Source organism: Streptococcus sp. FDAARGOS_522, from assembly GCF_003812445.1.
Lineage (GTDB): Bacteria > Bacillota > Bacilli > Lactobacillales > Streptococcaceae > Streptococcus > Streptococcus agalactiae.
The window spans coordinates 645,525-659,941 of the sequence record NZ_CP033808.1 but is presented as its reverse complement, the minus strand read 5'-3'; the positions used below and the strand labels follow the sequence as shown (position 1 = coordinate 659,941).

Sequence of the window (14,417 nt, the reverse complement as noted above, 5' to 3'; positions counted from 1 at the left end):
TAAATAGAAAATGATTACATTAAAGTCAGCACGCGAAATTGAAGCAATGGATAGAGCAGGTGATTTTTTAGCCAGCATCCACATTGGACTTCGTGATATTATCAAACCAGGAGTTGATATGTGGGAAGTTGAAGAATACGTTCGTAGACGTTGTAAAGAAGAAAACGTATTGCCATTGCAAATCGGGGTTGATGGTGCAGTTATGGATTACCCATATGCTACTTGTTGTGGGCTTAATGATGAAGTGGCTCATGCCTTTCCTCGTCATTATACCCTAAAACAAGGTGACCTTTTAAAAGTAGATATGGTTTTAAGCGAACCTTTAGATAAATCAATTGTTGACGTTTCATCGTTAAACTTTGACAACGTGGCTCAAATGAAAAAGTACACGGAAACATATAGTGGTGGTTTGGCAGACTCGTGTTGGGCTTATGCTGTAGGTGAAGTTTCACAAGAGGTGAAAGACTTAATGTCTGTGACAAGAGAAGCAATGTATATTGGGATTGAAAAAGCAGTTATCGGAAACCGCATTGGTGATATTGGAGCTGCTATTCAGGATTATGCAGAGAGTCGTGGTTATGGAGTTGTTCGTGATTTGGTTGGTCACGGTGTTGGTCCAACAATGCATGAAGAGCCTATGGTGCCTAACTATGGTACAGCAGGTCGAGGTCTCCGTCTTCGTGAGGGGATGGTTTTAACCATCGAACCAATGATTAATACTGGTACTTGGGAAATTGATACAGACATGAAAACTGGTTGGGCACATAAAACCTTAGATGGTGGTCTTTCTTGTCAATATGAACATCAATTTGTTATCACTAAAGATGGTCCTGTTATTTTAACGAGTCAAGGAGAAGAAAGAACTTACTAAAATGAAATTAAAAAAATTCTTTGAGGATTTGCTGGCTAAACTAGAATATAGACCCATTCAAGTTTTTATGCGTCATTTTCAAAGTGCAGAGATGGACTTATCAGCCATAGCAGTTGCTTATTATCTATTAGTGACAGCTTTTCCATTACTAGTTATTGCTGCTAATATTTTTCCTTATTTTCATATTAATGTGTCGGATTTATTGTCATTTATGCAAAAAAATCTTCCGAAAAATATTTATGAACCTGCCTCACGCTTAGCAGTAGATGCTTTTTCGAAACCGTCTACCGGCATTTTGGGATTCGCGTCATTAACAGCTTTTTGGACAATGTCTAAAAGTTTGACCTCTCTTCAAAAAGCCATTAATAAAGCATACGGTGTTGACCAACACAGAGACTTTGTGATTAGTCGTTTAGTGGGTGTGGGGACTGGGCTGATCATCCTATTTTTACTGACTTTTGTTTTAATTTTTTCAACCTTTTCAAAACCAGTTTTACAGATAATTGTAAACATGTATGATTTGGGAGATACTCTAACGGCGTGGCTTTTAAATCTTGCACAACCAGTTACATTTTTGACTATATTTTTAGGTATTGGAATTTTATACTTTATTTTACCTAACGCACGAATTAGAAAAGTACGTTATGTCATTCCAGGGACATTATTTTCAACGTTTGTTATTGGTTTTTTTAGTAATTTAATTAGCCAATACGTCTTAAATAGGGTTGAGAAAATGGTAGATATTAAAACGTTTGGTTCGGTCGTTATCTTTATCTTAATGCTATGGTTTATTTTCTTAGCCCACATTATGATTTTAGGTGCAATACTGAATGCCAGCGTTCAAGAAATTGCGACAGGAAAAATTGAATCAAGGCGTGGAGATATTATGTCTCTTATCCAAAAATCCAAAGAAGAAAAATAAGAAAAGACAGCTCTTGTTAGAGTTGTCTTTTTTTGTCTTTAAAAATAACAAATTTGCTCAAGATGTAGTTGAGTAAAATAATTAATATTTGAGATACAAGGCTTTCAATGGTGTTGATTTTATTTAAATTGTGCTGAACGAATTGTCCGATAATAGAAGGAAATTGATCAACAAAAATAACAGCTAATATCAAATCTAATCCTAATGTGCCTAATCTAGCGATGACAAATGTTTGTAAGCGTTGAAGCTGTCCAATTTTAGTTTGTTTAAAAACAAATCGATCATTTGTAAAAAAAGCAAAAAGTATAGCTATTATGTTAGCAACTATTGCAGAGAATGGAGCGTCCTGCGAGAAATTAAAAATCCCTTGTCGAATAACTAAATAAAGAAGGGATGTTAATAGTCCGAACAGTAAATATAAGCTGACTTCATTTTGAATACTTTTTTTCAGTAACGATTTTAATTTAACCATATTTTTATTATATCACGGATGCTTCAAAGTGATGAGGAAATCTCCCATAAGCTTGGCTTTACTTTTTGTTTGTGATATACTTAGTAAGTTGTTTTACACAACCCTTGATGCTTAGTTCCCTTTCATCAAGCATATTACAAACGTTAGAAGTGTTAACTATCTAAACGTTAAAGGAGAAATTATGAACACATTTACAACTCGCGATTACGCTCACATGGCTATTGTAACAGCTATCTATATCGTTTTAACCATAACGCCACCTTTTAATGCTATTGCTTATGGTGCTTATCAATTCCGTGTTTCAGAAATGCTAAATTTCTTGGCCTTTTACCACCGAAAATACCTTTTTGCGGTAACGTTAGGATGTATGATTTCTAATCTTTATAGTTTTGGAATGATTGATGTCTTTGTAGGTGGTGGTTCAACCTTACTTTTTGTTTATCTTGGAACCATTTTATTCAAGCAATATCAAAAAGATTATCTATTTAATGGCCTTATTAACAAAGCATTCTTTTTCTTTTCTTTCTTCTTTGCTGCTTCAATGATTACGGTAGCAGTTGAATTGAAAATTGTAGCAGGATTACCTTTATTATTAACATGGTTAACGACAGCTGTTGGTGAATTGGCTTCACTTTTGGTTGGAGCAGTCCTTGTGGATAAGTTGAGTAGACACGTCGATTTTACAAAATAAATATATTATAAAGCGCGAGACATTGATCTCGGCTTTTTTGTTTGGGTTTATAGTTAGCATAGCTAGAAAATGCTGCAACTTTTATGAGAAATGCTCCAATTTTTACTAATATCCTTAGTCTTTGTGATAAAATAGAAATATGGAAAATCGTATGAATGAATTAGTATCTTTGTTGAATCAGTACGCAAAAGAGTATTATACACAAGATAATCCCACAGTTTCTGACAGTCAATATGACCAGTTATATCGAGAGTTAGTAGAATTAGAAAAGCAACATCCAGAAAACATTTTGCCAAATAGTCCCACACATCGAGTGGGTGGTTTAGTTTTAGAAGGCTTTGAAAAATACCAACATGAATATCCTTTGTATTCATTGCAGGATGCTTTCTCAAAAGAAGAATTGATAGCCTTTGATAAACGTGTTAAAGCAGAGTTTCCAACTGCTGCTTATATGGCAGAGCTGAAAATTGATGGTCTATCTGTCTCGTTGACTTATGTAAATGGTGTTTTACAGGTTGGGGCAACACGTGGTGATGGCAATATTGGAGAAAATATTACTGAAAATTTAAAGCGTGTTCATGATATTCCTCTACATTTAGACCAAAGTTTAGATATTACTGTTCGCGGAGAGTGCTACCTTCCCAAAGAATCTTTTGAAGCTATTAACATAGAAAAACGAGCAAATGGTGAGCAGGAATTTGCTAATCCTAGGAATGCAGCAGCAGGAACCTTGCGCCAATTAAACACAGGAATTGTTGCGAAACGTAAATTAGCAACTTTTCTTTATCAAGAAGCTAGCCCTACGCAAAAAGAAACACAAGATGATGTTTTAAAAGAGCTAGAAAGCTATGGCTTTTCAGTCAATCATCATCGTTTAATTAGCTCGTCTATGGAGAAAATTTGGGATTTTATCCAAACTATAGAAAAAGATAGAGTTTCCCTCCCTTATGATATCGATGGTATTGTTATTAAGGTTAATAGCTTAGCAATGCAAGAAGAGCTGGGCTTCACTGTAAAGGCACCTCGTTGGGCGATTGCATATAAATTTCCTGCTGAAGAAAAGGAAGCAGAAATATTATCTGTTGATTGGACAGTTGGGCGAACAGGAGTCGTAACACCAACAGCTAACCTAACTCCAGTTCAACTAGCAGGGACAACCGTTAGTAGGGCCACTCTGCATAATGTAGATTATATTGCCGAAAAAGATATCCGTATTGGAGATACTGTTGTTGTATACAAAGCAGGGGATATCATCCCTGCAGTCTTAAATGTCGTTATGAGTAAGCGAAACCAGCAAGAAGTCATGCTTATTCCTAAACTATGTCCTTCTTGTGGTAGTGAATTAGTTCATTTTGAAGGTGAGGTGGCTTTACGTTGTATTAATCCGCTGTGCCCCAACCAAATCAAAGAACGTTTAGCTCATTTTGCTAGCCGAGATGCTATGAATATTACAGGTTTTGGTCCATCCTTAGTCGAAAAATTATTTGATGCTCATTTAATAGCAGATGTTGCAGATATTTATCGTTTAAGTATAGAGAATTTATTAACTTTAGATGGTATTAAAGAGAAATCTGCAACTAAGATTTATCATGCAATCCAATCTTCAAAGGAAAATTCTGCTGAAAAACTTCTTTTTGGCCTAGGTATTCGTCATGTGGGAAGCAAGGCGAGCCGCCTTTTATTGGAGGAATTTGGTAATTTGAGGCAACTAAGTCAAGCAAGTCAAGAAAGTATTGCCTCAATTGATGGACTAGGAGGGGTTATTGCCAAATCACTTCATACCTTCTTTGAAAAAGAAGAGGTAGATAAACTACTAGAGGAATTAACTTCCTATAACGTTAATTTTAATTATCTAGGAAAACGAGTTAGTACAGATGCACAACTTTCAGGTTTAACAGTCGTTTTAACCGGTAAGCTTGAAAAAATGACTCGTAATGAAGCAAAAGAGAAATTACAAAACCTTGGTGCTAAGGTGACAGGTAGCGTTTCTAAAAAGACTGATTTAATTGTTGCAGGAAGCGATGCAGGAAGTAAACTAACCAAGGCTCAAGATTTAGGGATTACAATACAAGATGAAGACTGGTTACTCAACCTTTAAGTGAGGAAGAAATGAAGAAACAAAAAAAAGCGCGTTTAATTTATAACCCAACTTCTGGTCAAGAAATTATGAAAAAAAATGTAGCGGAAGTTCTTGATATACTTGAAGGATTTGGGTATGAAACATCAGCCTTTCAAACAACACCAACTAAAAATTCTGCCAGAGATGAAGCTACTAGAGCTGCTCAAGCTGGTTTTGATTTGATTGTTGCAGCAGGTGGAGATGGTACTATTAATGAAGTTGTTAATGGTATTGCACCTTTGAAACGTCGTCCTAAGATGGCAATTATTCCAACTGGAACAACTAATGATTTTGCTCGTGCCTTAAAAATACCGCGAGGTAATCCTATTGAAGCAACTAAATTAATTGGTAAAAATCAAATCGTTAAGATGGACATTGGTCAAGCTCAAGAGGACAATTATTTTATTAATATTGCAGCTGCAGGTAGTTTGACAGAGTTAACTTATAGTGTACCAAGTCAATTGAAAACAACGTTTGGCTATCTTGCTTATCTAGCAAAGGGTGTTGAATTATTACCTCGAGTTCGAAAAGTACCAGTCAAAATTACTCACGATAAGGGTGAATTTATCGGTGATGCTTCAATGATTTTTGTTGCCATCACAAATTCTGTAGGAGGGTTTGAACAAATTGCACCTGATGCCAAATTGGATGATGGGAAATTTACCCTTATTTTAGTAAAAACTGCAAATCTTATTGAGATTATGCATCTCATTCGTTTGGTGCTAGCAGGTGGAAAACATATTAATGATAAACGAGTAGAGTATATTAAAACGTCTTATCTAACTATCGAACCCCTATCAGACGAGCGTATGATGATTAACTTAGATGGAGAATATGGAGGAGATGCTCCCATTACTCTAGCAAACCTTAAAAATCATATTAGGTTCTTTGCTAATACTGATGAAATTTCAGATGATGCTTTAGTTTTAGATAAAGATGAACTAGCGATAGAAGCTATTGCACAGAAGTTTGCTAATGAGGTAGATGATTTAGAAGGATTAGGAGATTGATGAATGGATAATACTGTCATTGTACATTACCATAGCCGAAAGAAAAATTACTTTAATTTAAGTTTATGGCAGTGGCGCGATGGCTCAGAGGGTCAAGATGCTCATTTTTCACGGTTTGACAGTTTCGGTGCTGTTGCGATACTAAAATATCCCTTGCCATATTTTTTAAGCCATTATTATGTGATTGTTAAGGATAAAAATTGGCATCATAAAACAATAGATTATCGCATTGATTGTACTCAAGGTGGTGCACGTAAAGAAGTTTGGATTGTAGATGGGGATGACAATCTGTATTATTCTCGTCAAGCAGCAGTTAGTAGCCATCATTATAGTAGACGCCAACCTCATGCCTACGACATGGCAATCAATAGTAGAGCGTTTGACAAAAAATGGGGATTTGATGGTTGGTTAGGTTTTGAATATTCAGAAACTAAAACGGCTTTTAGATTATGGGCCCCTACTGCGGAACGTGTAGAACTGATTTTATATCATTCGACAGATGAAACAGCAAGTGTATCAAAAGTTCTTTCTATGAAAAGAGGGACAGCCGTCAATTATAAAAATCATAAAGAAAATACCCATGGAGTCTGGTTTACTGAACTTGAAGGAAACTATAATTACCAAGCATATACTTATCGAGTCTACTATAGACGACGTACCTTTAAAATTACGAGAGACCCTTATTCCATTGCAACGACTGCAAATGGTAAAAGGTCTATTGTTATTGCTCCAGAAGCATTAACTCCGGAAGGGTTTAAAATAAGTCATGGAAAAGAAGCTAAGTGGCGGCTCGAAAACCCCAATCAAGCAGTCATTTACGAAATGCATGTGCGTGATTTTTCGATATCTGAGACTTCAGGAGTTAAGACAGATTATCACGGAAAATTTAAGGGATTGCATCAAAAAGGTACGGTTAATCAGCATGGTGATAAAACGACCTTTGATTATGTACAAGACCTAGGAGTTAACTATATCCAACTTCAACCAATTTTCGATCATCATCAGACATTTGATGATGATGGTCACTATGCTTATAATTGGGGATATGATCCTGAAAACTACAATGTTCCAGAAGCAAGCTTCTCTAGTAATCCACATGAACCTGCAACGCGTATTTTAGAATTAAAATCTGCTATCCAAGCGTACCATGATGCAGGCATTGGTGTTATTATGGATGTTGTCTATAATCATACTTTTTCATCAACTGATTCTGCATTTCAACTAACGGTTCCAGATTATTATTATCGAATGAATCACAATGGAACATTTCAAAATGGGTCAGGCTGTGGTAATGAAACAGCTAGTGAAAAAGAAATGTGTCGTAAGTATATTCTTGATTCAGTTTTGTATTGGGTGAAAGAATATAATATTGATGGTTTTCGATTTGATTTGATGGGACTACATGATGTAGAAACGATGAACATTATAAGAAATGAGCTAAATAAAATCGACCCTCGTATTTTGGTTTATGGAGAAGGATGGGACATGGGAGCTGGTCTCACGCCTCAAAATAAAGCTAAAAAAGATAATGCTTATCAGATGCCTGGAATTGGCTTTTTCAATGATGATGTAAGAGACGCTGTCAAAGGTGCGGAAATTTACGGAGAATTTAAAAAAGGCTTAGTTTCTGGAAACAGTACAGAAGATATTGTTGCAAAAGGCATTTTAGGAAGTGATGAGTTAGTATCATACATTGATCCTAGTCAAGTTTTAAATTATGTTGAAGCACATGACAACTACAACTTAAATGATTTGCTATGGGAATTACATCCTAATGACAACGAGAAACAACATATTTACCGAGTTGAAGTAGCTAGTGCTATGAATCTATTGATGCAAGGGATGGCTTTCATGCAATTAGGTCAGGAGTTTCTTCGAACAAAGTGTTATCCTACAGGTGATAAAGGTCAACTTACTCAAGCAGATAAAGAAAGGGCTATGAATTCTTACAATGCCCCAGACCAAGTTAATCAGGTCAACTGGGATAATGTTACCTTTCATAAGAGTACTATTAATTTTATTAGGAAAATAATTACTTTGAAGACAAACTCTCCTTACTTTTCTTATTCTAGCTTTGAAGAGATTCGCAAACATGTTTTTGTAGAGTCTGCTCAATACCATTCAGGTTTCATAAGTTTTACAGTCGAAGAACATAAGAAATTAAAAATAATTTTCAATATTAAAGGAAAACGCTTGCAGAATTCTTTCATAGGTGATATAATAATATCAAATCATGAAGAAGGAAAAGCGATAGATTCATTAGATGATGAGCTTTCTGTAATGATCCTTGATATCACAAAATAACCTGAAAACATTCAGGTTATTTTTGTGTATATTAAGGAATTTGATTTGAATTTGAGTTTCTTATATTTTAGTTAATTTTTCGGAAATATAGAGGGTGAAATATTTTCAGATGCGTCTGTATGAGGAAAATGTATTCCTCTTTTTTTGTACCATTGAGGAAATATTTTTGTCTTATATTGACTAGTAGGACCTGTGAGGTGAGTAGATGTCCAATAAAGATGAGTTATATACTTTTGGAATAGGTGAAAATTTTCATCTCCAGAATTATTTAGGCGTACATAGCGAAAATGGAAGCTTTTGTTTCAGAGTTTGGGCTCCTAATGCTGAAAATGTTCAAGTTATTGGAGATTTTACAGATTGGCGAAATCGACCTCTCCAAATGAACAAAAATCAAGCAGGAGTTTGGGAAGCTAACAGTTTGGATGCGCGCGAAGGTGATTTATATAAATATTTGGTTACTCGTAAAGGTGGTCAAGTAGTTGAGAAAATCGATCCTATGGCAGTTTATATGGAAAGACGTCCTGGAACTGCAAGTGTTATTAAAGTTCTTAGAAATAAAAAGTGGGAAGATGGTCTTTGGATGGGAAGGCGCAAACGTCTGGGTTTTCAGAAGCGTCCAATTAATATTTACGAAGTTCATGCTGGTTCATGGAAAAAAGATGATTTTGGACATCCTATGACTTTTTCTCAGTTAAAAGATTACTTAATCCCCTACCTTGTTGAGATGAATTATACTCATGTTGAATTTATGCCCTTAATGGCACATCCGCTTGATATGAGTTGGGGATATCAATTAATGGGGTATTTTGCTTTTGAACATACCTATGGTACTCCAGAAGAATTTCAAGACTTTGTAGAAGCATGTCATAAAAATAATATAGGAGTTCTTGTAGATTGGGTTCCAGGACACTTTATTCAGAATGACGATGCTTTAGCCTATTTCGATGGAACTGCTACTTATGAGTATCAAAATCATGATCGTGCGCATAACTATCGATGGGGAGCTCTGAACTTTGATTTAGGAAAAAATCAAGTACAATCCTTTTTGATTTCGAGTGCCTTGTTCTGGATTGAACATTATCATATTGATGGTATTCGTGTTGATGCGGTTAGTAATATGTTATATCTCGATTATGATGAAGGACCATGGGAAGCTAACCAATTTGGGGATAATCGTAATTTGGAAGGATATCACTTTTTAAGGAAACTTAACAAAGTAATTAAAGAGCGTCATCCTAATGTTATGATGATTGCTGAAGAGTCAACAGCTTCTACCCCAATAACTAAAGACTTAGAGTCTGGAGGATTGGGTTTTGACTTTAAATGGAATATGGGCTGGATGAATGATATCCTGCGTTTTTATGAAGAAGATCCTCTCTATAGGCAATATGATTTTAATTTAGTGACTTTTAGTTTTATGTATATATTCAATGAGAACTTTGTACTAGCTTTTTCACATGATGAAGTAGTACATGGTAAAAAGAGTATGATGCATAAAATGTGGGGTGACCGTTATAATCAATTTGCTGGTTTACGTAATTTATATGCATATCAAATGTGTCATCCTGGGAAAAAACTTCTCTTTATGGGAAGTGAGTTTGGTCAATTTTTAGAATGGAAATATAATGATCAACTAGAATGGGAAAACTTAAATGATGATATGAACCAAAAGATGCAACGCTATACTAAACAATTGAATCAATTTTATAAAGATCATAAGTGCCTATGGCGTATTGATGATTCCTTTGACGGGCTAGAAATTATTGATGCGGATAATAAATCTGAAACTGTTTTATCTTTTATACGAAAAGATGATAAAGGCGATTTGTTACTTTGTGTCTTTAATATGACTCCTGTAGAACGCCCTAACTTTACTATTGGTGTTCCGCAAGCGGGTATTTATGAAGAAGTTTTAAATACTGAAATGGAAGAGTTTGGAGGTGTTTGGAAAAACCACAATCCTGTAACGAAAACACAAGTGGCTACATGGAAAGATTATGATCATACTTTAAGTTTTACATTACCAGCCCTTGGGGCAAGTGTTTGGAGAATAAAACGTCGGCTTCGTAAATAAGTCTGCAATTTAGTAACCTCATTTTGAAAGGAAAGAATAATATGAAAAATGAAATGTTAGCACTCATTCTCGCCGGAGGACAAGGCACTCGACTCGGAAAATTGACTCAGAGCATTGCGAAACCTGCTGTTCAATTTGGAGGTCGTTACCGTATTATTGACTTTGCGCTTTCAAATTGTGCGAATTCAGGTATTAATAATGTTGGAGTTATTACTCAGTATCAACCGCTGGAACTCAATACTCATATTGGAAACGGATCTAGCTGGGGACTAGATGGTATCGATTCGGGAGTAACTGTATTACAGCCATATTCTGCAACAGAAGGTAATCGCTGGTTTCAAGGTACCAGCCACGCTATCTATCAAAATATTGACTACATTGATCGTATTAATCCAGAATATGTACTCATTCTCTCTGGGGACCACATCTATAAAATGAACTATGATGACATGCTACAGACGCATAAAGATAATTTAGCAAGCCTAACAGTCGCTGTTTTAGATGTTCCTTTAAAAGAAGCAAGCCGTTTTGGAATTATGAATACTGATTCAAACGACCGTATTGTCGAATTTGAAGAAAAACCTGAACATCCTAAGTCAACAAAGGCTTCAATGGGAATATACATTTTTGACTGGAAGAGATTACGGACAGTTTTAATTGATGGTGAAAAGAACGGCATAGACATGTCAGACTTTGGTAAAAATGTTATACCAGCATACCTTGAATCGGGTGAACGTGTTTATACCTATAATTTTGATGGGTATTGGAAAGATGTTGGTACTATTGAATCCCTTTGGGAAGCTAATATGGAATATATTGGAGAAGATAACAAATTACATAGTCGTGATCGTTCATGGAAAATCTATTCTAAAAATTTGATTGCACCACCTAATTTCATGACAGAAGATGCAAATGTTAAAGATTCTTTAGTTGTAGATGGATGCTTTGTTGCAGGAAATGTTGAGCACTCCATTTTATCAACTAATGTCCAGGTAAAACCAAATGCTATTATTAAAGACTCCTTTGTTATGAGTGGCGCGACTATCGGTGAAGGTGCAAAGATAAATCGAGCTATTATCGGTGAGGATGCTGTTATTGGTGATGGTGTTGTGATTGATGGAAGTAAAGAAGTAGAAGTTATTGGTTATAAAGAAGTAGCGGGGGTTCCAAATGAAGATTGATAAATATACTGCGATTTTAGGAAATACTGTTAGTTACCCAGATATGCACAGTTTGACGGATAATCGTCCGCTTGCTTCTCTACCTTTTGATGGTAAGTATCGTTTAATTGATTTTCAATTATCCTCTTTAGCTAATGCAGGCGTTAGAAGTATTTATGGTATTTTTCGTGGGAATAATGTTCGCTCTGTTTTTGACCATATTAGAAGTGGTCGTGAGTGGGGCTTAGGTACACTGTTGAGTCACTATTCTTTAGGATTCTATGATACAGACGATGATACTCGTACAGTCAATGGGGATTATTACGATCAAATTTTAACTTACTTGAGGCGTTCGGGTAGCGACCAGACGATATATATGAGTTGTGATATGCTTTGTAATATTGACTTAAGTCAAGTAATCCACTTGCATAATGCAAATGGTGCGCAAGCCACCGTGGTTTATAAAAAAATGCCGAGATCAGCTATTGCAGAGGCTAATCAAGTCTTGACCATTGATGAATCTGATCATGTAGTGAGTCTAGGTAAAGCTGTAGATAATGACGATAACCAAAAAATGTCTGCTGAGATTTATGTTATCGATACACCTTGGTTAATCGAAAAAATGGAAGAGGAAGCTCAAAATAATGAACCACGTAAACTCCGCTTCTTACTTCGTGATTTAATTGTTGAAAGTAATGCTTTGGCTTTTGAATACACTGGTTATTTGTCAAACATTTCTTCTATTAAATCCTATTATGATGCTAACATGGACATGTTAACACCAAATAAATTTTATTCGCTCTTCTTTTCAAACCAAAAAGTTTATACTAAGGTGAAAAATGAGGAAGCTACTTATTTTGATAAACAATCAAATGTCTCTAATTCGCAACTAGCCTCTGGAAGTATTATTAAAGGTTATTTAGACCATTCTATCGTTTCTAGAAATTGTCTCCTTGAAAAAGGGACTCGAGTAGTCAATAGTATTATCTTTCCAAAAGTAAAAATCGGAGAAGGGGCAACCATTGAAAATACTATTATTGACAAATGCGTTAAGGTTGCATCCGGAGTTACATTGAAAGGTAGTTTAGATAAACCGTTAGTGATTCCTAAATTTTCAGAGATTAATGAGGATATTATACAATGAAAATAATGTTTGTTGCGGCAGAGGGTGCTCCCTTTGCTAAAACAGGTGGTTTGGGAGATGTGATTGGCGCACTCCCAAAATCACTTAGTAAAAAAGGTCATGATGTCGCTGTTGTCATGCCATATTATGATATGGTAGACCAAAAATTTGGAGACCAAATAGAAAACCTCATGTATTTCTATACAGATGTTGGCTGGCGTCATCAATATGTAGGAGTTAAGAGACTTTCTCAAGATAATGTTACGTTCTACTTTATTGATAATCAATATTATTTTTATAGAGGTCATGTCTATGGTGATTGGGATGATGGGGAGCGTTTTGCTTATTTCCAATTAGCTGCTTTAGAGTTGATGGAGAAAATCGATTTTATTCCCGATGTCTTACACGTCCATGATTATCATACAGCAATGATTCCTTTCTTATTGAAAGAGAAGTACCACTGGATTCAGGCCTATAATAATATAAGAGCAGTTTTTACTATTCACAATATTGAATTTCAAGGGCAGTTTGGTCCAGAAATGTTAGGAGATTTATTTGGAGTTGGCGCTGAGAGATATGAAGATGGAACTCTTAGATGGAATAATTGTCTTAATTGGATGAAAGCAGCAATTCTTTACTCAGATAGAGTGACAACGGTATCACCAAGCTACGCAAATGAAATAAAAACTCCAGAATTTGGTAAAGGTTTAGATCAAATTATGCGTATGGAAGCAGGCAAATTATCTGGAATTGTAAATGGTATTGATAGCGATTTGTTAAATCCAGAAACAGATGCTTTTTTGCCATATCATTTTCCAAAAAGCAACTTAGAGGGCAAAATTAAAAATAAGTTGGCTTTACAGGAAAATTTGGGCTTACCTCAAGATAAAAATGTACCATTAATTGGTATTGTTTCACGACTTACCGATCAAAAAGGATTTGATATTATTGCTTCTGAATTGGACAATATGCTTCAACAAGATATTCAAATGGTTATTTTAGGAACAGGCTATCACCATTTTGAAGAAACGTTCTCTTATTTTGCTAGTCGTTACCCTGAAAAACTATCTGCTAATATTACTTTTGACTTAAGATTAGCGCAACAGATTTATGCGGCTTCAGATATCTTCATGATGCCAAGTGCTTTTGAACCTTGTGGTCTCTCGCAGATGATGGCTATGAGATATGGTAGCTTGCCCTTGGTACATGAAGTTGGAGGATTAAAAGATACTGTGGTAGCCTTCAATCAATTTGATGGTAGTGGTACAGGTTTTTCATTTAATCATTTTTCAGGCTATTGGTTAATGCAAACTCTAAAACTAGCATTAGAAGTTTATAATGATTATCCTGAAGCGTGGAAAAAGTTACAATGGCAAGCTATGTCAAAAGATTTTTCATGGGATACAGCATGTGTTGCTTACGAACAACTGTATCAGCAACTACAATAATCACCCTATTTTAGTGATTAGTTGATAAGCTTATCGAATCTCTATGCTAAACGTTTCTTATGTAAAACCACTTTAGTATAGAGATTTTATTATCCTATAAGGTAAAATATTATTAATGTAAAGAGACACTATATCAAAAATAAAGTGTTGTCATATCTTAATAAGGGATTAAATTAAAGCTAAAAAAACTAAAAATTGTTATTTGAAAAGGATTGTGTAAACC

At 35.3% G+C, this 14,417-nt stretch carries 11 protein-coding genes and 1 riboswitch; of the genes, 10 read left to right on the top strand and 1 reads right to left on the bottom strand.

Going from position 1 to position 14,417, the window contains the following annotated elements; all coding sequences use genetic code 11:
- Nucleotides 1-10: 10 nt before the first annotated feature.
- Together EGX70_RS03235 and EGX70_RS03230 are read left to right on the top strand one after the other, a co-directional pair.
- The gene (locus tag EGX70_RS03235) at nt 11-871 is read left to right on the top strand and encodes a methionyl aminopeptidase (protein ID WP_000631567.1); all 861 of its coding nucleotides are present in this window, start codon (nt 11-13) and stop codon (nt 869-871) included.
- A 1-nt stretch (nt 872) separates the two neighbouring features.
- Nucleotides 873-1,793 carry a YihY/virulence factor BrkB family protein gene (locus EGX70_RS03230; protein WP_000768435.1) on the top strand — a complete coding sequence of 307 codons (921 nt, stop codon included), beginning with the start codon at nt 873-875 and terminating at the stop codon, nt 1,791-1,793.
- A gap of 16 nt (nt 1,794-1,809) precedes the next feature.
- On the opposite strand, the gene EGX70_RS03225 is transcribed toward EGX70_RS03230, so the two are convergent.
- Complete coding sequence (locus EGX70_RS03225) at nt 1,810-2,265, bottom strand: GtrA family protein (RefSeq protein ID WP_000239850.1); 456 nt, start codon at nt 2,263-2,265, stop codon at nt 1,810-1,812.
- A gap of 70 nt (nt 2,266-2,335) precedes the next feature.
- Nucleotides 2,336-2,449: riboswitch (PreQ1 riboswitch) on the top strand.
- Here EGX70_RS03225 and EGX70_RS03220 point away from each other — a divergent pair.
- The 8 genes from EGX70_RS03220 (at nt 2,447) to glgA (ending at nt 14,194) form a co-directional block, all read left to right on the top strand.
- Nucleotides 2,447-2,956: a QueT transporter family protein gene (locus EGX70_RS03220; RefSeq protein WP_001091613.1), complete on the top strand. Its 510-nt coding sequence runs from the start codon at nt 2,447-2,449 to the stop codon at nt 2,954-2,956. Its footprint overlaps the riboswitch before it by 3 nt.
- A gap of 139 nt (nt 2,957-3,095) precedes the next feature.
- Nucleotides 3,096-5,054, top strand: a complete 1,959-nt coding sequence (gene ligA, locus EGX70_RS03215; RefSeq protein WP_001873525.1) for an NAD-dependent DNA ligase LigA — start codon at nt 3,096-3,098, stop codon at nt 5,052-5,054.
- A gap of 11 nt (nt 5,055-5,065) precedes the next feature.
- The gene (locus EGX70_RS03210; protein WP_000744293.1) at nt 5,066-6,085 is read left to right on the top strand and encodes a diacylglycerol kinase family lipid kinase; all 1,020 of its coding nucleotides are present in this window, start codon (nt 5,066-5,068) and stop codon (nt 6,083-6,085) included.
- A 3-nt stretch (nt 6,086-6,088) separates the two neighbouring features.
- Nucleotides 6,089-8,389 carry a type I pullulanase gene (gene pulA, locus EGX70_RS03205; RefSeq protein WP_123947909.1) on the top strand — a complete coding sequence of 767 codons (2,301 nt, stop codon included), beginning with the start codon at nt 6,089-6,091 and terminating at the stop codon, nt 8,387-8,389.
- Between the two features lie 205 nt (nt 8,390-8,594).
- Entirely contained in the window at nt 8,595-10,463 is a 1,869-nt protein-coding gene (gene glgB / locus EGX70_RS03200; protein ID WP_000066082.1) for a 1,4-alpha-glucan branching protein GlgB, read from the top strand.
- A 41-nt stretch (nt 10,464-10,504) separates the two neighbouring features.
- Entirely contained in the window at nt 10,505-11,644 is a 1,140-nt protein-coding gene (locus EGX70_RS03195) for a glucose-1-phosphate adenylyltransferase (RefSeq protein WP_000787290.1), read from the top strand.
- Nucleotides 11,634-12,767 (top strand): glucose-1-phosphate adenylyltransferase subunit GlgD, encoded by a 1,134-nt coding sequence (gene glgD / locus EGX70_RS03190; protein ID WP_000687087.1) that lies wholly within the window; start codon nt 11,634-11,636, stop codon nt 12,765-12,767. Before EGX70_RS03195 ends, glgD begins: the two co-directional genes overlap by 11 nt.
- Complete coding sequence (glgA, locus tag EGX70_RS03185; RefSeq protein WP_123947907.1) at nt 12,764-14,194, top strand: glycogen synthase GlgA; 1,431 nt, start codon at nt 12,764-12,766, stop codon at nt 14,192-14,194. The genes glgD and glgA overlap by 4 nt, the downstream gene beginning before the upstream one ends.
- Nucleotides 14,195-14,417 lie beyond the last annotated feature (223 nt).

What these genes read in the sequence shown, in the direction of transcription:
- EGX70_RS03235 (WP_000631567.1), top strand. Translation starts at nt 11, where the DNA reads ATGATTACATTAAAGTCAGCACGCGAAATTGAAGCAATGGATAGAGCA.
- EGX70_RS03230 (WP_000768435.1), top strand. Translation starts at nt 873, where the DNA reads ATGAAATTAAAAAAATTCTTTGAGGATTTGCTGGCTAAACTAGAATAT.
- EGX70_RS03225 (WP_000239850.1), bottom strand. Translation starts at nt 2,265, where the DNA reads ATGGTTAAATTAAAATCGTTACTGAAAAAAAGTATTCAAAATGAAGTC.
- EGX70_RS03220 (WP_001091613.1), top strand. Translation starts at nt 2,447, where the DNA reads ATGAACACATTTACAACTCGCGATTACGCTCACATGGCTATTGTAACA.
- ligA (WP_001873525.1), top strand. Translation starts at nt 3,096, where the DNA reads ATGGAAAATCGTATGAATGAATTAGTATCTTTGTTGAATCAGTACGCA.
- EGX70_RS03210 (WP_000744293.1), top strand. Translation starts at nt 5,066, where the DNA reads ATGAAGAAACAAAAAAAAGCGCGTTTAATTTATAACCCAACTTCTGGT.
- pulA (WP_123947909.1), top strand. Translation starts at nt 6,089, where the DNA reads ATGGATAATACTGTCATTGTACATTACCATAGCCGAAAGAAAAATTAC.
- glgB (WP_000066082.1), top strand. Translation starts at nt 8,595, where the DNA reads ATGTCCAATAAAGATGAGTTATATACTTTTGGAATAGGTGAAAATTTT.
- EGX70_RS03195 (WP_000787290.1), top strand. Translation starts at nt 10,505, where the DNA reads ATGAAAAATGAAATGTTAGCACTCATTCTCGCCGGAGGACAAGGCACT.
- glgD (WP_000687087.1), top strand. Translation starts at nt 11,634, where the DNA reads ATGAAGATTGATAAATATACTGCGATTTTAGGAAATACTGTTAGTTAC.
- glgA (WP_123947907.1), top strand. Translation starts at nt 12,764, where the DNA reads ATGAAAATAATGTTTGTTGCGGCAGAGGGTGCTCCCTTTGCTAAAACA.